General features: G+C 72.0%; 16 protein-coding genes. 2 read left to right on the forward strand and 14 right to left on the reverse strand.

Annotated features, from left to right (window positions below):
• Positions 1 to 240: 240 nt before the first annotated feature.
• The 4 genes from C9F13_RS15400 to C9F13_RS15415 all read right to left on the reverse strand — a co-directional run bounded on the left by C9F13_RS15400 (position 241) and on the right by C9F13_RS15415 (position 5,057).
• Positions 241 to 2,100 carry an SLC13 family permease gene (locus tag C9F13_RS15400; RefSeq protein WP_108447136.1) on the reverse strand — a complete coding sequence of 620 codons (1,860 nt, stop codon included), beginning with the start codon at positions 2,098 to 2,100 and terminating at the stop codon, positions 241 to 243.
• A gap of 146 nt (positions 2,101 to 2,246) precedes the next feature.
• Entirely contained in the window at positions 2,247 to 3,053 is an 807-nt protein-coding gene (locus C9F13_RS15405) for an enoyl-CoA hydratase-related protein (RefSeq protein ID WP_108447137.1), read from the reverse strand.
• Between the two features lie 100 nt (positions 3,054 to 3,153).
• Positions 3,154 to 3,714 (reverse strand): carboxymuconolactone decarboxylase family protein, encoded by a 561-nt coding sequence (locus C9F13_RS15410; RefSeq protein ID WP_108447138.1) that lies wholly within the window; start codon positions 3,712 to 3,714, stop codon positions 3,154 to 3,156.
• A gap of 14 nt (positions 3,715 to 3,728) precedes the next feature.
• The gene (locus C9F13_RS15415; RefSeq protein WP_108447139.1) at positions 3,729 to 5,057 is read right to left on the reverse strand and encodes an aspartate aminotransferase family protein; all 1,329 of its coding nucleotides are present in this window, start codon (positions 5,055 to 5,057) and stop codon (positions 3,729 to 3,731) included.
• Between the two features lie 143 nt (positions 5,058 to 5,200).
• On the opposite strand from C9F13_RS15415, the gene C9F13_RS15420 reads away from it, so the two are divergent.
• Positions 5,201 to 6,106: a MurR/RpiR family transcriptional regulator gene (locus tag C9F13_RS15420; protein WP_108447233.1), complete on the forward strand. Its 906-nt coding sequence runs from the start codon at positions 5,201 to 5,203 to the stop codon at positions 6,104 to 6,106.
• Between the two features lie 24 nt (positions 6,107 to 6,130).
• Here C9F13_RS15420 and C9F13_RS15425 read toward each other — a convergent pair whose 3' ends face one another.
• Both C9F13_RS15425 and C9F13_RS15430 read right to left on the reverse strand, forming a co-directional pair.
• Positions 6,131 to 7,108 carry an NADPH:quinone reductase gene (locus C9F13_RS15425; RefSeq protein WP_108447140.1) on the reverse strand — a complete coding sequence of 326 codons (978 nt, stop codon included), beginning with the start codon at positions 7,106 to 7,108 and terminating at the stop codon, positions 6,131 to 6,133.
• A 76-nt stretch (positions 7,109 to 7,184) separates the two neighbouring features.
• Positions 7,185 to 7,757 carry a hypothetical protein gene (locus C9F13_RS15430; RefSeq protein ID WP_108447141.1) on the reverse strand — a complete coding sequence of 191 codons (573 nt, stop codon included), beginning with the start codon at positions 7,755 to 7,757 and terminating at the stop codon, positions 7,185 to 7,187.
• 173 nt (positions 7,758 to 7,930) lie between these two features.
• On the opposite strand from C9F13_RS15430, the gene C9F13_RS15435 reads away from it, so the two are divergent.
• Positions 7,931 to 8,671: a glycerophosphodiester phosphodiesterase family protein gene (locus tag C9F13_RS15435; protein ID WP_108447142.1), complete on the forward strand. Its 741-nt coding sequence runs from the start codon at positions 7,931 to 7,933 to the stop codon at positions 8,669 to 8,671.
• 10 nt (positions 8,672 to 8,681) lie between these two features.
• Here C9F13_RS15435 and C9F13_RS15440 read toward each other — a convergent pair whose 3' ends face one another.
• From C9F13_RS15440 to C9F13_RS15475, 8 genes are all read right to left on the reverse strand, one after another.
• Positions 8,682 to 9,911, reverse strand: coding sequence for a CynX/NimT family MFS transporter (locus C9F13_RS15440; RefSeq protein ID WP_108447143.1), 1,230 nt, complete (start codon positions 9,909 to 9,911; stop codon positions 8,682 to 8,684).
• A gap of 46 nt (positions 9,912 to 9,957) precedes the next feature.
• Positions 9,958 to 11,451 carry a cobyric acid synthase gene (locus tag C9F13_RS15445; RefSeq protein WP_108447144.1) on the reverse strand — a complete coding sequence of 498 codons (1,494 nt, stop codon included), beginning with the start codon at positions 11,449 to 11,451 and terminating at the stop codon, positions 9,958 to 9,960.
• Positions 11,439 to 12,188, reverse strand: a complete 750-nt coding sequence (gene bluB / locus C9F13_RS15450; RefSeq protein WP_245888804.1) for a 5,6-dimethylbenzimidazole synthase — start codon at positions 12,186 to 12,188, stop codon at positions 11,439 to 11,441. Before bluB ends, C9F13_RS15445 begins: the two co-directional genes overlap by 13 nt.
• 202 nt (positions 12,189 to 12,390) lie before the next feature.
• On the reverse strand, positions 12,391 to 13,002 hold the full coding sequence (gene cobO, locus C9F13_RS15455) for a cob(I)yrinic acid a,c-diamide adenosyltransferase (RefSeq protein ID WP_108447145.1): 612 nt from the start codon (positions 13,000 to 13,002) through the stop codon (positions 12,391 to 12,393).
• A gap of 55 nt (positions 13,003 to 13,057) precedes the next feature.
• Positions 13,058 to 13,825, reverse strand: a complete 768-nt coding sequence (locus C9F13_RS15460) for an ABC transporter ATP-binding protein (RefSeq protein WP_108447146.1) — start codon at positions 13,823 to 13,825, stop codon at positions 13,058 to 13,060.
• Positions 13,825 to 14,811: a FecCD family ABC transporter permease gene (locus tag C9F13_RS15465; protein ID WP_245888805.1), complete on the reverse strand. Its 987-nt coding sequence runs from the start codon at positions 14,809 to 14,811 to the stop codon at positions 13,825 to 13,827. Before C9F13_RS15465 ends, C9F13_RS15460 begins: the two co-directional genes overlap by 1 nt.
• Positions 14,798 to 15,697 carry a cobalamin-binding protein gene (locus C9F13_RS15470; RefSeq protein ID WP_108447147.1) on the reverse strand — a complete coding sequence of 300 codons (900 nt, stop codon included), beginning with the start codon at positions 15,695 to 15,697 and terminating at the stop codon, positions 14,798 to 14,800. Before C9F13_RS15470 ends, C9F13_RS15465 begins: the two co-directional genes overlap by 14 nt.
• Complete coding sequence (locus tag C9F13_RS15475) at positions 15,697 to 17,529, reverse strand: TonB-dependent receptor domain-containing protein (protein WP_108447148.1); 1,833 nt, start codon at positions 17,527 to 17,529, stop codon at positions 15,697 to 15,699. Before C9F13_RS15475 ends, C9F13_RS15470 begins: the two co-directional genes overlap by 1 nt.
• Between the last annotated feature and the right edge of the window lie 86 nt (positions 17,530 to 17,615).

Consider the following 17,615-nt stretch of genomic DNA (forward strand, 5'->3'; position numbering starts at 1 on the left):
CCGGGGCGTCTTTATATTCCCTCATTGATGTTTCCCCGGAGCGCCGCGGCAGGTCATCGAGAGGGCGCTGCGAATCCCTCCCTGTACGCTACCGCTGCCCAGCTTCGCTCTCGCATTCTGCTCCGCTTGAAGGGCCGGTGCTGGCCATCCCTGGCCAGCCCGTTCGCAGCAATCCTCCTCTCCCATGGCATAGGCCCCTCTCTCTGACCTGCCCCGTCGCCCCTATCCCTCGGCGAATCGCTACAGCGGCCAGACGATCAGGATCATCGGGATCGCCACCGCCATCACCACCAGTGTCAGCGGCAGCCCCAGCCGCCAGTAGTCGCCGAAGCGGTAGCCGCCCGGGCCCATCACCAGGGTGTTGGACTGGTGGCCGATGGGCGTGAGGAAGGCGCAGGAGGCGCTGATCGCCACTACCATCAGGAAGGGATCCAGGGAGACACCGAAGCCCTCGGCGAGGCTCGCCGCGATGGGCGCCATCAACAGTGCCGCCGCGGCGTTGTTGATCACGTTGGAGAGCAGCGTGCAGAGCAGGAACAGCCCCACCAGGGTGGCCACCATCGGCCACTCGCGCCCCAGGGCCAGCAGGGTCTCGGCGATCAGGGCGGCCCCGCCGCTGGTCTCCAGCGCCTGGCCCACCGGGATCATCGCCCCCAGCAGCACGATCACCGGGCCGTCGATGGCCTGGTAGGCCTCGCGCAGCGACAGCACGCCCACCAGCAGCGACACCAGTGCGGCGCCAGTCAGGGCCACCGCCGAGGGCACGAGGTCCAGCACCATGGCGATCACCGCCACCGCGAAGATGGCCACCGAGACCGCCAGCAGGCGCGGCTGGCCCAGGGTCAGGTTGCGGCTGGCCAGCGGCAGGCAGCCCAGGGTGGTGAGACTCTCGCCGATCTCGCCCTCCCCGCCCTGCAGCAGCAGCACGTCGCCGGCCCGGAAGCGGATATCGCGCAGGCGCTGGTTGAGGCGGCCGCCGTCCCGGGCCACCGCCACCAGGTGCAGGCCGAACTGGTTGTGCAGGCGCAGCTGGGTGACGGTGCGGTGGATCATCATGGAGTCGTTGCGCACCACCGCCTCGACCAGCTGGAGGCCCTCGGTATCCACTGCCGTGCGCTTCGACTCCTCCTCCTCGCCCGACGTCTCCCCGGCCGGCTCGGCCTCCCGGGGCTCGTCCGGCGCCTCGCCCTCCTGCGCCTCGTCGTCCGAGGGCGGCTCCGGGCCGACCACCAGGCCCGCCTTGTCCTCGATCAGCTTCATCTCCTCGGGGCCGGCCTCCACCAGCAGGATATCGCCCTCGTCCAGGGTACCGTGGAAGGCGTGGCCGGCATGGCGCTTGTCGCCGCGCACTACCGCCAGCACCGGGATAGTCTCCTCCAGGGCCTGGTGCAGGTCGCGCAGCGACCAGCCCACCGCCTTGCCCTCCTCGGGCACGCGCAGTTCGACCAGGTAGTGGGCGGTATCGAACATCTCCTCCCGGGAGGCCTTGCCGGCCCGCTGGGGCACCAGGCGCCAGCCCAGCAGCACGATGAAGGCCAGGCCAACCAGCGCCACGCTGGCGCCCACGGGGAAGAAGGAGAACATGCCGAAGCTCTCCCCGGTCGCCTCGGCGCGATAGCTGGAGATGATGATGTTGGGCGGGGTGCCGATCAGGGTGGTGAGGCCGCCGAGCAGCGAGCCGAAGGCCAGCGGCATCAGCAACAGCGAGGGCGGGCTGTCGTGCTCCCGGGCCAGGCGGATCGCCACCGGCAGCATCAGCGCCAGGGCGCCGACGTTGTTCATCACTCCGGAGAGCACCAGCACGGTGCCGGAGAGCACCAGCATCTGCAGGATCAGGCGGTCGCCGACCCGGAGGGCCTGCTCGGCGATCAGGTCGACGAGCCCGGAACGCTCGAAGCCGCGGCTGAGCACCAGTACCGCAGCGACGGTGATCACGGCGGGGTGGCCGAAGCCGTAGAAGGCCTCGTCCGTCGGCACCAGGCCCAGCAGCACGGTGGCCAGCAGCGCGGCGAGCGCCACCAGGTCGTAGCGGAAGCGGCCCCACACGAAGGCCGCGAGCGTCGCGCCGAGGATCAGGAACACCTGGCTGCTGTCGCTCATCGCCGATCACCTCCCTGTGCCGTCAGAATACCTTCAGCACAACAGCCACGGCCGAGAAATGCCAGCTTTTCCCGCCACGCCAAGACGCGATGGTCGTGGCGCGGCCGAGCGTCGTGAGCTGGGGCGCGAGAGGAGGGTTCGGCGGCTCACTTGCTGGCCATCCTCTCCAGCATGGCGTGGACGGCGTCCAGGTGCTCCGGCTCGTTGTGGCACATGCCCTGGAAGCTCGCGCAGAGGTCGAGGAAGTCGGGCAGCGACATGCGATCGGCCCGCTTCATCAGGCGCTTGGTCAGGCGGGTGGCCCTGGGGGGCTGGGCGGCGATCTGCCCGGCGAGTTCCCGGACCCGCTCCATCAGCGCCTCGGGTTCGGTCACCTCCAGCACGATACCGTAGTCGCGGGCCTGCTCGGCGTCGATCACCCGCCCGGTGAGCGTCAGCTCGAAGGCGCGCTGGTAGCCGATCAGCCGCTGCAGGAACCAGGCGCCGCCGTCGCCGGGAATGATCCCCAGGTTGAGGAAGGTCTCGCCGAACCTGGCCGCGCGGGACGCGAGGCGCAGGTCCGCCATGTTGGCCAGGTCGAAGCCGGCGCCGATCGCCGGGCCGTTGACCGCGGCGATGACCGGCACCTCCACGCCCTCGAGGGCGAGCGGCAGGCGCTGGATGCCCCGGCGGTAGCGGTCGGCCACCTCGGCGACGCTGCCTTCGAAGTCGCCGCCGCGGCGGGCCATGTCCTTGACGTTGCCCCCGGCAGAGAAGGCGCTGCCCGCCCCGGTGATCACCAGCACCGAGACGGCGTCGCAGCCGTTCACCCAGTCGGCCACGGCGAGGATGTCGTCGACCAGGGCGGTGCCTGTCAGGGCGTTGCGGACGTCGTGGCGGTCCAGGATCAGGGTGGCCACCCGCCCCTCCAGGGCGAGGCGGGCGTCGGTCAGGGTCGGCAGGGTCGTGCTCATCGGTCGGGGCCTCGTGCTCTGAATCGGTAGCGCTCAAGGATGACGCCCCCGAGGCCCTCGATCCAGACCAACCGGCGATCCCCCTGCCCGACCGCCCCGCTCACGGCTCGGCGAAGGGCAGCGGCTCGCTGCCCCGGCGCACCTCGAAGACGTTGAGGGTCATGGCCACGAACGCGTAATAGCCGAAGACGCCCACCAGCTCGACCACCGCCGGCTCGCCGAAGGCCGCCACCGCCTCGGCGTAGAGCGCCTCGTCGACGCGCCGGGTGGTGTAGAGCGTCTTGCCGAGCCGATAGACCAGCGCCTCGTCGTCGCGCTCGAAGGCGGGCTCGCGGCCGGCCTGCAGGGCCTCGATCACCGCCTCGCCGAGCCCGGCGTCGCGAGCGATGGGCGCGTGGATCTGCCACTCGGCCTGGGACTGCCACCAGGCCGCGGTGAAGAGGATCGCAAGCTCCGTGAGCCGCAGCTCCAGGCGGGTGCCGTAGCGGCAGAAGGCGCCGAGGCGCTGGGCGTGGTCGGCCAGCTCCGGGCTGTGGATCCAGGCCAGGAAGGGGCCGTCCAGGTTGCCCCGGGGGCCGCTCAGGATGGCGTCCAGCACGCGTCGCTGCTCGGGCGCCATGGTGGCCTCGTCCAGGGGAGAGAGGCGGGAGTCGATCGACATCGGGCGAGGCTCCGTTACGAGTGGGTGAGGACGCGCGCAAGGGCGGCGTCGAGCTTGTCGACGATCTCGTCCAGCTGGGCGTCATCGAGGATGAAGGGCGGGGCCAGCAGGATGTGGTCGCCGCGGCGACCGTCCAGGGTGCCGCCCATCGGGTAGCACATCAGGCCCTCGTCCATGGCGGCACGCTTGACCGCCGCATGCAGCTTGCGCGCGGGGTCGAAGGGCGTCTTGGTGTCGCGCTCGGCGACCAGCTCGAGCCCGCGGAAGAGCCCCCGGCCGCGAATGTCGCCGACGCGGGGATGGTCGCCGAAGCGCGCCTCGAGGCGCTGCTGGAGCCCCTCGCCCAGGCGCACGACCCGATCCAGCAGCCCGCGCTCCTCGATGGCGCGCTGCACGGCCAGGGCGGCGGCGCAGGCGGTAGCGTGGCCGATGTAGGTGTGGCCGTGCTGGAAGAAGCCCGAGCCTTCGGCGATCGCCGCACGGATCCGCTCACTGACCAGGGTCGCGCCGATCGGCTGGTAGCCGGCCCCGAGGCCCTTGGCGATGGTCACCAGGTCGGCGGTCACGCCCTCCTGCTCGGCGGCGAAGAGGGTGCCGGTGCGGCCCATGCCGCACATCACCTCGTCGAGGATCAGCAGGATACCGTGGCGATCGCAGATCTCGCGCACCCGCCTGAAGTAGCCCGGCACCGCGGGCACCGCGCCGAGGGTCGCGCCGACCACCGGCTCGGCGACGAAGGCCATCACGTTCTCCGGCCCCAGGCTCTGGATCTCGGCCTCGAGCTCCGCGGCCAGGCGCTCGCCGTAGGCCTCCGGGGTCTCGCCGGGGGCCTGGTCGCGATAGGCGTAGCAGGGGCTGACGTGGCTCACCTCGACCAGCAGCGGCTCGAACTGCTGCCGGCGCCAGGCGTTGCCGCCGGTGGCGAGCGCCCCGAGGGTGTTGCCGTGATAGCTCTGGCGCCGGGCGATCAGGTGCTTGCGCTGGGGCTCGCCGCGCTCGATGAAGTACTGGCGGGCGAGCTTGAGGGCCGCCTCCACCGCCTCGGAGCCGCCGGAGACGAAGTATACCGAGGAGAGGCCCGCCGGCGCCCGCTCGACCAGGAAGTCGGCCAGCGCCTCCATCGGCTCGGTGGTGAAGAAGGAGCTGTGGGCATAGGCGAGCCGGCCGACCTGGTCACGCACCGCCTCGATCACCTCGGCATCGCTGTGGCCCAGGCAGGAGACCGCGGCCCCGCCGCAGGCGTCCAGGTAGCGCTTGCCCTGGGCATCGATCAGGTAGGGCCCGTCGCCACCAACGGCGGTCGGGTAGGCGAGCTTCAGGTGGCGGTGGAAGACGTGGCTCATGCGATCCTCTCGTAGGAGATGCAAATTCAAGAGCCATTCTGATAAAGCGGAAATATATTTGCAAATAGATTCGACCCCATCCTGACGCCGGGAACGACGAAGGCTACAATGCGCGCCTCGATCCCTGCAGGCCGATGCCCCTCATGAGCTCCTCCACGCCCCCACGACCGGACACCCTCGGCGACCTCGAGCGCCTGCTCGCCACCCTCGAGCAGGGCGAAGGCGCGGTACGGCTCGGCAAGCGCTCGCGCCGGGTGCTCTCGGCGATGGTCACCGCGCCCCAGCAGGCCGCGGTCTCGTCGATCAGCGAACTGGCGGAGCGCCTGGGCGTCAGCCCCTCGACCCTGTCGCGGCTGGCCCAGCGGCTGGGCTTCGACGGCTTCGCCGGCCTGCAGGCGGTGTTTCGCCGCCACGTCACCGAGGGCAAGAGCTTCTACAGCGATCAGGTCTCGCGCCTGCTGGACAGCGACGGGGACGACGACGCCCTCGCCCGGCTGGCCCGGCTGGGCCGCCAGGAGAGCGCCAACATCGGCGACACGGTGGCGGGGATCGATGGGGAGGCCTTCACCGAGGCGGCGCGGCTCTTGGTGGAGGCGAAGCGGGTGAGGGTCCACGGCATGCGCCAGTTCGCCTCGCTGGCCTCCTTCCTGGCCTATGGCCTGGGCATGCTGCGCACCGATGCGGCGCCGCTGGACGCCGTCCGCCACGGGGTGGCGGACGCCCTGGCCCAGCTCGAGGCGGGGGACGTGCTGGTGGTGGCGAGCTGCTTTCCCTACACCCCCAGCGTGCTGGCGACGGCCGAGGTCGCGGCGCGCCAGGGCATCCGCGTCATCGCCCTGACCGACTCCCGGGGCTCGCCGCTCGCCCGGGTGGCGCACCACGCCTTCCCGGTCCCCGACCACAGCCTCTTCTTCAGCAACAGCATGTGCGCCTTCATGCTGCTGGCCGAGGGACTGCTCTGCGAGGCGGCGAACCGGCTCGGCGACGAGGGGCTCGCCGCGCTCAGGCGGCGCGAGCAGCTGATCGGCGAGCTCAACGAGTCGCTCTAGGCGCCGCCCGCGCCTCGACAGGGATCAGGGGAGCAGGATGGTCGAGCCGGTGGTCTGGCGGGCGGCCAGGGCCGCCTGGGCATCGCCCGCCTCGGCCAGCGGGTAGCGGTGAGAGATATCGACCGTCACCCGGCCGCTCTCGAGCATCGCGAAGAGCTCGCCGGCCATCGCCTCCAGCCGCTCGCGGGTGTCGGCGTAGCCGTTGAGGCTCGGGCGCGTGACGTAAAGCGACCCCTTCTGATTGAGGATGCCGATGTTCACCCCCTCCACCGGGCCGGAGGCGTTGCCGAAGCTGACCATCAGGCCGCGCTTCTTCAGGCAGTCAAGCGACGTCTCCCAGGTGTCCTTGCCCACCGAGTCGTAGACCACGTCGCACATCGCGCCGCCGGTCAGCTCGCGCACCCGCTCGACCACATCCTCCCGGGTGTAGTCGATGGTCGCCCAGGCGCCGTTCCGGGTGGCCAGCGCGGCCTTCTCCGGGGAGCTGACGGTACCGATGAGCTTCACGCCGAGCGCCTTCGCCCACTGGCAGGCGATCGAACCGACCCCGCCGGCGGCGGCGTGCCAGAGGATGGTCTCGCCGCCCTGGAGGGGGTAGGTCTGGCGCAGCAGGTACTGCACCGTGAGGCCCTTGAGCATGGCGGCCGCGGCGGTCTCGACGTCGATCGCCTCGGGCAGCGCCACCACCTTGTCGGCGGGCAGCACGTGCTGCTCGGCGTAGGCGCCGAGCGGTCCCTGGGCGTAGGCCACCCGGTCGCCCACCGCCAGGTGGGTGACGCCCTCGCCGACCGCCTCGACCACGCCGGCCCCCTCGGTGCCGAGCCCCGAGGGCAGGCCGGGCGCCGGATAGAGGCCGGTGCGGAAGTAGATGTCGATGAAGTTGAGGCCGACCGCCTGGTTGCGCACGCGCACCTCACCGGCGGCCGGCGCGGCCGGTTCGGCCTCGACGAGTTCGAGCACCTCGGGGCCGCCGGTGCGGGCAAACTGGATACGCTGGGGCATGGGGGTTGTCCTTGTGACGTTGACGGATGGCCCATCAGTCAAGCGTCCGGACACCCCCGGGGTCAAGAAGGGTTTATTAGAGCGTCGCGGGGAAGGACTCCAGGCCGCGAACGAAGCGCGCCTTGTAGTCGTCGAAGAGCGTGCGGTCGCGCTTGAACGACTGGATCACCGAGGCCTCGTCGAAGCTCAGCGCCCGGGGCAGCTCGGCCACGCTGGTGGCGGGATGCTTGGGGCCGAGGCCGATGCGCACGCCGGCCTTGCCGTCGAGCCAGCGGGTGATGCCCGCCTCGCGGAAGCGCGCCTCCTGCTCGGGGCCCACGGCATCGACGCGCAGCGGCGCCTTGAGGGCCAGCTCGGCGACCAGCCGCTCGGCGGGCCGGGTCACGCTCTCGCCGTCGAGCTCGGCCAGCAGCATCACCGTCATGCTGCTGCCGACCTCGTCGAGCACCAGCAGCGCCAGCGCCACCGGGCGCGACGCGTCATCCACCAGCGCCAGCACCCGCGCCGCCTCCTGCTTGACCAGCACCCCCAGGGTGCCGGCGAAGGTCGCCAGCGGCGTGAGCCCGGCGTCCTGGCCGTAGGCCTCGGCGCACAGCCGCGCCAGGCAGGCATCGCGCTGCTGGGGATTCTTGATGTGCACGACTCTCATCTCGGTGTCCTCGCATCGTCGTATGTCCGGCGCCAGCGCCAGGATCGAAAGCGCGCAGCCTACCACATCCTGGCCCGATCGCGCCGCGCCCGACGTCCGGCGCGGGGGCGTTTCCCGTCGCCGGTGGATGGCGCTAGGCTGTCCCTTCCGACCCGCCGACCAGGAAGTCTCCCATGCCCGACGCCGCGCTCGCCCTGCCCCGCCTGATCGCCCATCGCGGGCTCTCCGCCCGCGCCCCGGAGAACACCCTGGCCGCGGTGCGCGCCGCCCATGCCGTGGGCGTGACTTGGGTCGAGCTCGACGTCCAGCTGCTCGGCGACGGCACCCCGGTGATCTGGCACGACGCCGGCCTTCGGCGCTGCTCCGATCGCCGCGGCCGGCTGGCCGACCTGGACCTCGCCGCGGCGCGTCGCCTGGATGCCGGCGGCTGGTTCGGCGAGGCCTTCCGGGGCGAGCCCATGGCCACCCTGGAGGCGATGCTGGCGCTGCTCGACGCGCTCGACATGGGGGTCAACCTGGAGCTCAAGGTCAATCGCGGCCGCGATCCCCGGGCGCTGGTCGAGGCCGCGGTGCCCGCCGTGATGGCGGCGCTGCCGCCGTCGCGCCGGCTGCTCTCCTCCTTCAACGACGCGGCCCTCGCCCATGCCCGCACCCTGGCCGGGCCCGAGGCGCTGTCGCTGGGGGTACTGGTCGAGGGGGTCGGCCGCGACTGGCGGCGGCGCTGCGAGGCGGTGACGGCCTGCAGCGTGCATGCCGACTGGAAGCGCCTCAAGGCGGCCCGGGCCCGGGAGGTGAGCGAGGCCGGCTATCGGCTGCTCTGCTACACCGCCAACGACCCGGCCGCCTTCGCCCCGCGCTGGGAGTGGGGGGTCGAGGCGGTGATCAGCGACGACCCGACCCGCTTCATGCCGTAACGACGAAGCCTCAGGCGCGTTCGGCCACGCCCGCCATCACCAGCGGGTAGTCGCGGGGGGCGAAACGCAGGGTGACCAGCAGCATCGCCGCGACGCCCAGCGCCAGCAGCACCCAGGCGGCCAGGAAGCCGCCGGTCGCCTCGCGCAGGGCGCCGCTGATCCAGGGCGAGAGCGCATTGAGCATGAAGCCGAAGCCCTGCATGAAAGCGGCCAGGCGGCCCGCGGCGCGGGGATCGGGCAGGTGGTCCAGGGCCAGGATCAGCCCCAGGGAGAAGCAGGCGCCCAGGCCGAAGCCGGCGATGGCCACCCAGACGAGCGCCCCCTGGCCGGGCAGCAGGATCAGCCCCAGATAGCCGGTAAGCTGGGCCAGCAGGCTTACGGCCAGCAGCCAGCGGCGATCCGCGTGGGACTGGCGCTGCGCCAGGGCCGGCATCGACAGCGCGGCGAGCACCTGGAAGATGGTCATCCAGGCCAGCAGCAGCCCGCTGGACGAGGCGCTCCAGCCGAGTTCCCGGTAGTAGACCGGCAGCCAGGTGACCACGCTCGAGTAGCCGGCGTTGATCACCCCGAAGTAGAGCGCCAGCAGCCAGGCGCGGGGCAGCCGCCAGGGCCGCGGGCCGGCCAGGGCCACCCAGGCGGGCTCCGGCGCCCGGGGGCGCCGGGAGAGCCACACCCAGGCCAGCAGGGTGATCAGCGCCGGCACCCACCACAGGCCCACGCCCAGCTGCCAGCCGCCGAGGCGTGCCAGCCAGGGGCTCGCCCAGGCGGCCAGGCCGCCGCCGGACATCAGCGCCGCGGAGTAGACGCCCATGGCGAGCGGCATGCGCCGCCCGAAGCGCCGCTTGGCGAGCCCCGGCACCAGCGCCTGGATCAGCGCGATGCCGGCGCCGCCCAGCAGCGCCGTGGCCAGCAGGGTCGCGCCGCTGCCGTCGACCTGGCGCAGGGCACAGGCGACCGCGATGGCCACCAGGGCCAGACTGATGCCGCGCTGCTCGCCCAGCCAGGCCTGAAGGCGGCCGCTGGCCAGCGCCACGGCCCCCATGCAGAGGAACGGCAAGGTGGTCAGCCAGGCGAGCACCGTGTAGCTGAGCCCGGTGGCCACGCGGATCTCCTCCATCAGCGGGCTCGCGGCGGCCAGCAGCGGGCGCAGGTTCAGGCCCAGGGCCACCAGCAGCGCCAGTCCGCCGATGAACTGCCAGGTCGTGGAATCCTGCCGGGAAGTGCCGCTCCGTGCCGTCATTGCCGCCTCGCGTGGTCACATTGTGAGGCAACTATTGTATATAAAACTAACGATAATGGGATACAGAGGCGTCGCCCTGCACCAGGGCCGCGATGGCGGCCATGTCCAGGCTCGCCTCCAGGCCGTCGGCCAGGCGGTCGAGCTCCCGCTCGCGGTGGGCGGCGAAGTCCACGGCGGCCTCCCCGGCCTCCGCCGCCAGGCCGAGCCGGGCGAGCAGCGCCGCGCAGGCGCCCGCCTCGTCGAAGAGGCCGTGCAGGTAGGTGCCGAGCACCTGGCCGTCCTCGCTCACCGCGCCGTCCGGGCGGCCGTCGAGCGTCATCAGCGGCCGCGCCAGGGCCGGGCCTTTGCTGACGCCGTGGTGGATCTCGTAGCCGCTCACCGGCGCGCCCTCCCCGGCCGGAGTGTCCGAGAGGGTGCCGGCGACGTTGCGCAGCTGCTTGCCCGCCACCATGCGGGTGCGCATCGCCAGAAGCCCCAGCCCCGGCTCGCTGCCGGCCGGCCCCTCGAGGCCCTCGGGGTCGTCGATCGCCTCGCCGAGCATCTGGAAGCCGCCGCAGATGCCGAGCACCCGGCCGCCGTAGCGCAGGTGGCGGCGGATCGCCGCCTCCCAGCCCTGGGCGCGCAGCCAGGCGAGGTCGCTCGCCGTCGCCTTGCTGCCGGGCAACAGGATGACGTCGGCGGGCGGGATCGGCCGGTCGGGACCGACCAGGGTCAGCTCGACCCGCGGGTGCAGGCGCAGCGGGTCCAGGTCGGTGTGGTTGCTGATGCGCGGCAGCGCCGGCACCACGACGCGCAGGTCGGGCGCCGCCACCTCGCGACCGGCGAGGCCGACGCCATCCTCGGCGTCGAGCAGCAGGCCCTGGAGGTAGGGCAGCACGCCGTGCACCGGCTTGCCGGTGTGCGCCCTGAGCCAGTCGAGGCCGGGCTCGAGCAGGGCGATATCGCCGCGGAAGCGGTTGATGACGAAGCCCCGAGTGCGCGCCTGCTCGGTCTCTGAAAGTAGCGCGAGCGTGCCCACCAGCTGGGCGAACACGCCGCCGCGGTCGATGTCGCCGACCAGCAGCACCGGGCAGTCGATGGCCTCGGCGAAGCCCATGTTGGCGATGTCGCCCTCGCGCAGGTTGACCTCGGCGGGGCTCCCCGCCCCCTCGGCGATGATCACGTCGAAGCGGCTCGACAGCCGCTCCCAGGCCGCCAGCACGCGCTCCCGCGCTCGGCGCTTGAAGGCGTGGTAGTCGATCGCGTCCATGTGGCCGTAGACCTGGCCGTCGAGGATCACCTGGGCGCCCCGGTCGCTCTCGGGCTTGAGCAGCACCGGGTTCATGTCGGCGTGGGGCGCGATGCCCGCGGCCACGGCCTGCAGCGCCGTGGAGCGGCCGATCTCGCCGCCCTCCGGGGTCACGGCGCTGTTGAGCGCCATGTTCTGGGGTTTGAAGGGGGCCACCGAGAAGCCGCGCCGGACGAGCGCCCGGCAGAGGCCCGCGACCACGGTGCTCTTGCCGGCATCGGAGGTGGTGCCCTGAATCATCAGCGTCGGCATGCAGGCGTCCTCACTGTCGGGGGGGCCAGGGCGTCGACGGCGCGCGTGAGCGCCGCGTCCGCCGGCAGGGTCCGCCAGCCGTTGCCGTGCACCCGGTCGGACAGCGGCAGGCGCTGTCGCCAACCGGCCCGGGCGAGCTCCGGCGCCTCGAGGAAGTCGTCGACGTAGCCCAGGCACAGGTAGGCGAGCGGATAAACATGCTCCGGCAGGCCCAGCACCTCGGCGAGCTCCTGCTGGTCGAGGATGCTGACCCAGCCCACGCCGATCCCCTCGGCGCGGGCCGCCAGCCACAGGTTCTGGACCGCCAGGCAGGTGCTGAAGAGGTCCATCTCGACGATGCTCTGGCGGCCCAGCACGTGCTCGCCGCCCCGCTCCCGGTCGCAGGTGATGCAGAGGTTCATCGGGCTCTCGAGGATGCCCTCGAGCTTGAGGCGCCGATAAAGCGCGCCGCGCTCGCCGGCGTGGGCCTCGGCCGCCTTCGCGTTCTCGCGCTCGAAGATGGCGTGGACGCGGCTTCGCACCGCGCGGTCGTCGATCAGCAGGAAGTCCCAGGGCTGCATGAAGCCCACCGAGGGAGCATGGTGGGCGGCCTCGAGGAGCCGCGCCAGTACCTCGGGCGGAATCGGCTCCGGGCGGAACTGGGCGCGCACGTCGCGGCGCTCGAAGATGGCCCGGTAGAGGCCCTCGCGCTGCACCTCGGGGAAGGCGTGATCGGGTCGCCCGCTGGGATCTGCCATGCGGCGGTCTCCTGGAAATCGTGATGGTGGGATGGGCCTTGAAGAGGATCGGGACCGGCCGATGAGCGCCGGGGACAAGACGAAGCGAGGGTTCTACGCCAGGGATGGCGTCGGTAGCGCCCAGGGAGGGGTTCACAGCGCCCTCGCGGCGGCTTGGCGCCGGAGAAGCTCATCGTCTTCACAAACACCTTGAACGCCCTTCTTAGAGTTCCACCCCCTTCTGGGCCTTGATCCCCTGATCCTTGAAGGCGTGCTTAACCACCTTCATCTCGGTCACCGTGTCGGCCATCTCGATCAGCGCCTCCGGCGCGTGGCGACCGGTGACCACCGCGTGCTGCATGGGCGGGCGCGCCTGCAGGTCGTCGAGCACGGCGTCGAGGGCCAGGTAGCCGTGGCGCAGGGCGATATTGAGCTCGTCGAGCAGCACCAGCGCGTAGTCAGGATCGGCGAGCATGCGCCGGGCCTCGGCCCAGGCCGCCTCGGCGGCGCGCACGTCGCGCTGGCGGTCCTGGGTGTCCCAGGTGTAGCCCTCGCCCATGACGTGGTAGTCCACCCCCGGCAGGTCGCGGAAGAAGGCCTCCTCGCCGGTGCTGAAGGCGCCCTTGATGAACTGCACCACGCCCACCTTCATGCCGTGGCCCAGGGCGCGGGCGACCATGCCGAAGCCGGAGCTGCTCTTGCCCTTGCCGGGGCCGGTGAGCACCAGCAGCACGCCCTGCTCCTTGTCGGCGGCAGCAATCCGCTCGTTCATGATCTTCTGCTTGGCGGCCATGCGCTCGGCGTGGCGCTGGGGATCGATGGAGGGTCGGCTCATGTTGAGACTCCTGTAAGTAAGAGGGAATGGGGGAGGCGCCTCGGCGTCGCTCGCCTCAACGCCTGGGCACGAAGACCGGCGCGCCGTCCACCCAGGCGGTGGTCAGGGGCTGGCCATAGAGGCGTTCCAGGGCCGCGGGTGCCAGCATCGCCTCCGCGGAGCCCCAGCACGCCTCGCCGTCGGGATAGAGCAGCAGCAGGTGGCTGCACCAGCGCGCCGCCAGGTTGAGGTCGTGCAGGCACATCATCACCGCGCCGCCCGCCTCGGCCTGTTCCGCGAGCAGGCCCATGACCGCCACCTGGTGGTGGAGGTCGAGGTGGTTGGTGGGCTCGTCGGCGAGCCAGACCGCCGGCGCCTGGGTCAGCACCGTGGCCAGGCTGACGCGCTGGCGCTCGCCGCCGGAGAGCGTCGCGAGCTCCCGCTCGGCCAGGTGCGACAGGTCCAGGCGCGCCAGCGCCGCCTCGGCGCGGGCGTGGTCCTCGGGCCCCTCCTGCTGCCAGGGCGACAGGAAGGGATGGCGGCCGATCAGCGCGGTCTCCCGCACCGTGGCCGGAAAGTCGTCGTGGCGCTCCTGGAACACCACCCCCAGCCGCCGGGCCAGCTCACGGCGGCGCCAGCCGGACAGCGCCCGCCCCTCGAGGTGGACCTCCCCCGAGCGCGGCGGCCTGAGCCCGGCCAGGGTATGCAGCAGGGTGGTCTTGCCCGCGCCGTTCGGGCCCAGCACTCCCCAGCGCTCGCCGGGGGCCAGCCGCAGGTCGAGCGGCCGGCCGTCCGCGCGACCGGGGACGTCGATCAGCAGCCGATGCGTCGCCAGGGCCTCCATCAGCGACTCCGGTAGAGCAGGTAGAGGAAGCTCGGCACCCCGAGCAGTGCCGTGATCACCCCCACCGGGAGCTGCTGGGGAGCGATCAGGGTGCGCGCCAGGGTGTCGGCGAGGGTCAGCAGGATGCCGCCGGCCAGCAGGCTCGCCGGCAGCAAGCGGCGCTGATCATTGCCCAGTCGCAGGCGCAGCATGTGCGGCACCATCAGCCCCACGAAACCGATGCTGCCCGCGGTGGTCACCGCCACGGCGGTGAGCAGGCTGGCCAGCAGGTAGAGGGTCCACTCCAGCGGGCGCACCGAAACGCCAAGCGCCGCGGCCTGCAGCCCGCCGCGGGCCAGCACGTTGAGGGTGCGACCGAGCGGCAGCACGACGACCAGGGCCAGCGCGGCTACCGCCAGCACCGGCCAGGGCGAGCCCGCGTAGGCGAGATCGCCCATCAGCCAGTAGAGCATGCCGGGCAGCCGCTCCACCGGGCTCACCGCCAGCAGGAAGGTGATCACGGCCCCCCAGCCGGCGGCCATCACCACCCCGGTGAGCAGCAGGCGGGTCGGCGTCCAGCTGCCGGTACCGTGGGCCAGCCCGAAGACAATCAGCGTCGAGGTGAGCGCCCCGGCGAAGGCCGCCCCGCCGACCAGGGCGGCGCCGAGCCCCGTCAGCATGGCGACGAGTGCCGCCACCGAGGCCCCGCCGGAGAGCCCCAGCACGTAGGGGTCGGCCAGCGGGTTGCGCAGCAGCACCTGCATCAGCGCCCCGGCGAGCGCCAGCAGCGCGCCGGTGCCGAAGGCGGCGAGCGAGCGCGGCAGGCGCAGCTCGAGCACCAGGGTCTGGTGGAGCGCCTCGCCCTCCCCGAGCAGCACTCGCATCAGCTCACCCGGGGCGATGGCGACGCTGCCCAGCGCCAGCGACAGGGCCAGCGACAGCAGCGCGGCCAGCGCCAGCCAGGCGAGCGGCGCGGGGCGCGCCAGCAAGGCTCTAGCGCCGCTCACGGGCGGTCTCCAGCCGGGCACAGAGCGCCCGGGTGCCCTCGAGCAGGCGCGGCGTGGCGCGCTGCACCAGGTCCGGGTCGATGAAGAAGAGGTTGTCGCGGCGCACCGCGGTCATCTCCGGGTAGTCCCGCCAGGCCTCGAGCCAGGTGGAATCGGGCTCGCCCATGCCGCCGGTGAGGATCGCCTCCGGGTCCCGGGCCAGCACCGCCTCGACGCCGATGCGCGGCACCAGCGGCGCCTCGTCGGCGAAGAGGTTCTCGCCGCCGCACAGCGCCAGCGCCTGGCTGATCCAGTGCTCGCCGTTGACGGTCATCAGCGGCTGCTCCCAGACCTGGTAGAAGACCGGCACCGGGGCGGCCTCGGCGTGCTGCCCGCGCAGCGCCGCCACCTCCTCGCGAAACTCCCGGGCGGCCTCCTGCGCCACCACCACGCTGCCGGCCAGCGCGCCGAAACGCTCGAGGCTTCTCGCGATGCCGGCGAAGTCGTTGACGTCGGAGAGGAAGACGGGAAGGCCGAGTCCCGGCAGCCGATCGACCTGCTCGCGGGGATTGCCGCCGGCCCAGGCCACCACCAGGTCAGGCTCGAGGGCCAGCAGCGCCTCCAGGTCGAGGCGGTCGTAGCTGCCCACCCGGGGCAGCCGCGCCGCCTCGGCCGGATAGTCGCTGAAGCTGACCGCCCCGACCACCCGCTCGCCGGCGCCGGCGGCGTAGAGCAGCTCGGTGACGCCCGGCGAGAGCGCGACGATGCGCCGCGCCGGGGCGTCCAGGCAGACCTCACGCCCGGCATCGTCGGCGACGCAGACCTCGGCGGCCACCGGGTCGGGCAGGCCGACCAGGAGCCATGGCAGCAGGGTCGCCAGCGTGACGAGCCGCGCGCGAGAGACCATCACTGACCGAAGTTCACGCTGAGGAAGGCCATGCGGCCGGCATTGAGGTAGTCGCGGCCGTCGAAATACTCGGTCGTTGCATACTCCTTGTCGAAGACGTTATCGACGCTCAGCCGCGCCGACCAGAGCGGGGCGAACTGCCAGCCTGCACGCAGATCGACCTGGCCGAACCCACTGAGAGGCTCTTGGTTGGCCGCGTCATTGAAGCGATCGTCCTGGGCGATGAACGAGCCACCCAGCGACCAGTCGCCCAGTTCGCGATCGAGGTCCAGGCGCAGGCTCTGGCTGGCGCGGCGCGGGAGTCGATTGCCGGTCTCGCGATCCTCGGTGTCGATCAGAGTCAGGGCCGCCTGCAGCGTCCACTGCTCCACGTCGATTCCCGAGGCCAGTTCCACGCCGCGAATGCGCGCCTCGTCGATGTTCTCGTTCTGGCTGCCCGTCGAGGCGATGAAGTCGTCGACCCGCGTCTCGTAGGCCGCCAGGTCCCAGAAGAACCGCGCGTACTGGCCGCGCATGCCCAGCTCGACCGTCGCCGAGGTCTCGGCCTCGAGGTCGGGGTTGCCGGCGAAGTATCCGAGGTCCGGGTAGTAGAGCTCGTTGAAGGTCGGGGCACGATAGGCGGTGCCGTAGCTGGCCCGCAGGGTGTGACGATCGTCGAGGGCATAACCCAGCGCCAGGTGACCGGTGAGCTCCTCGCCGAAGGCCTCGTTGTCATCGTGGCGCAGCCCGGCCTGCAGTGACACCGGAGAGAAATCCATCAGCGCCTGGGCGAAGACGGCCACGTTGTCGCGGCTCTCCTCGGCGTAGGTGCCGGAGCCGCTGTCGCTGCCGGCGATGTCGTCCTCCTGGTATTCGGCGCCAGCCACCAGCTCGTGGGGGCCAAACCAGACGGTGTTCTCCCAGCGCAGGGTCTGGGTCGTGGTATCGAAGAGGCTGTCGTAGGCCGCGGTCTCCGTCCTGTCCCGGGCCTCGCTGAGCGTCAGGCGGCTCTTCCAGGCGTCGGTCACCGGCAGCTCGCCGTAGAGGCCGGCGACCTGCTGGACGAAATCGGTATCCCCGCCGACGAACTCGGTGTTGCCCCGGGCACGCAGGGCCAGCACGCCCACCTCGGCGCCGTTGTCGAAGCCGTGGGCGAGGCGCACCAGGCCGGTGGTGTTGTCGTAGCCCTTGTCGCCCTCGCCCTCGATGATCTCGTAGCCGTCGGTCTCCAGGCGGCTGGCGGCGAGATGGTAGCGAGTCCCTCCTTCGCTGCCGGAGAGCGAGGCGCTGGCGCGCCGGGTATCGAAGCTGCCGCCACCCAGCGAGATGCGCGGCGAGGGCTCCCCCTCCCCTTGTGGAGTGAACAGCTGCACCACGCCGCCCACGGCATCGGCGCCGTAGAGGCTGCCCCGCGGGCCGCGCACGACCTCGACCCGCCCGAACTGGCGCGGGTCGAGGAACTGCCAGGCGGGACCACCTGCGGTGGCGGAGCGCAGGCGAATGCCGTCGATCATCAGCAGCGTGGACTTGCTGCTGGTGCCCCGCACGTAGACGCTGCTGGTCTTGCCGAAGTCGCCGTTGGACGAGACGTCGACGCCGGGCTGGCCGCGCAGCAGGTCGATGATATCGGTGGGGTCCTGGCGACGCAGCGCGGCCTCGTCGATCACGGTGACCGAGGCCAGCGTCTCGTCGGCGGTGCGCGGTGCGCGGGTGGCGGTGACCGTCAGCGGATTGAGGGTCTCGGCGACGACCTCGTCGGAGGTGGAGGTCGAGGTGCCCTGGGCCTGGACGGCCAGCGGCAGCGCGGCCAGGGCGAAGGCCGCCAGGCCACGGGAGGCGTGAGTGGTGTTCATGTGGGTCCCTTGCCGCCGTGCTCACCCGCACGGCGCCTTGCGTTTTTTTCTGGTGGGCCGGCGGTGGGGAGCGAGGCCGCGGGTGC

The organism is Halomonas denitrificans, assembly GCF_003056305.1.
Taxonomy (GTDB): Bacteria; Pseudomonadota; Gammaproteobacteria; order Pseudomonadales; family Halomonadaceae; genus Halomonas; species Halomonas denitrificans.

Bases quoted from the DNA above. Each gene is read 5' to 3' on its own strand.
- C9F13_RS15475 (WP_108447148.1), bottom strand. From the start codon at position 17,529: ATGAACACCACTCACGCCTCCCGTGGCCTGGCGGCCTTCGCCCTGGCC.
- C9F13_RS15440 (WP_108447143.1), bottom strand. From the start codon at position 9,911: ATGACGGCACGGAGCGGCACTTCCCGGCAGGATTCCACGACCTGGCAG.
- C9F13_RS15420 (WP_108447233.1), top strand. From the start codon at position 5,201: ATGAGCTCCTCCACGCCCCCACGACCGGACACCCTCGGCGACCTCGAG.
- C9F13_RS15460 (WP_108447146.1), bottom strand. From the start codon at position 13,825: ATGGAGGCCCTGGCGACGCATCGGCTGCTGATCGACGTCCCCGGTCGC.
- C9F13_RS15415 (WP_108447139.1), bottom strand. From the start codon at position 5,057: ATGAGCCACGTCTTCCACCGCCACCTGAAGCTCGCCTACCCGACCGCC.
- C9F13_RS15470 (WP_108447147.1), bottom strand. From the start codon at position 15,697: ATGGTCTCTCGCGCGCGGCTCGTCACGCTGGCGACCCTGCTGCCATGG.
- C9F13_RS15435 (WP_108447142.1), top strand. From the start codon at position 7,931: ATGCCCGACGCCGCGCTCGCCCTGCCCCGCCTGATCGCCCATCGCGGG.
- cobO (WP_108447145.1), bottom strand. From the start codon at position 13,002: ATGAGCCGACCCTCCATCGATCCCCAGCGCCACGCCGAGCGCATGGCC.
- C9F13_RS15405 (WP_108447137.1), bottom strand. From the start codon at position 3,053: ATGAGCACGACCCTGCCGACCCTGACCGACGCCCGCCTCGCCCTGGAG.
- bluB (WP_245888804.1), bottom strand. From the start codon at position 12,188: ATGGCAGATCCCAGCGGGCGACCCGATCACGCCTTCCCCGAGGTGCAG.
- C9F13_RS15430 (WP_108447141.1), bottom strand. From the start codon at position 7,757: ATGAGAGTCGTGCACATCAAGAATCCCCAGCAGCGCGATGCCTGCCTG.
- C9F13_RS15425 (WP_108447140.1), bottom strand. From the start codon at position 7,108: ATGCCCCAGCGTATCCAGTTTGCCCGCACCGGCGGCCCCGAGGTGCTC.
- C9F13_RS15445 (WP_108447144.1), bottom strand. From the start codon at position 11,451: ATGCCGACGCTGATGATTCAGGGCACCACCTCCGATGCCGGCAAGAGC.
- C9F13_RS15400 (WP_108447136.1), bottom strand. From the start codon at position 2,100: ATGAGCGACAGCAGCCAGGTGTTCCTGATCCTCGGCGCGACGCTCGCG.
- C9F13_RS15410 (WP_108447138.1), bottom strand. From the start codon at position 3,714: ATGTCGATCGACTCCCGCCTCTCTCCCCTGGACGAGGCCACCATGGCG.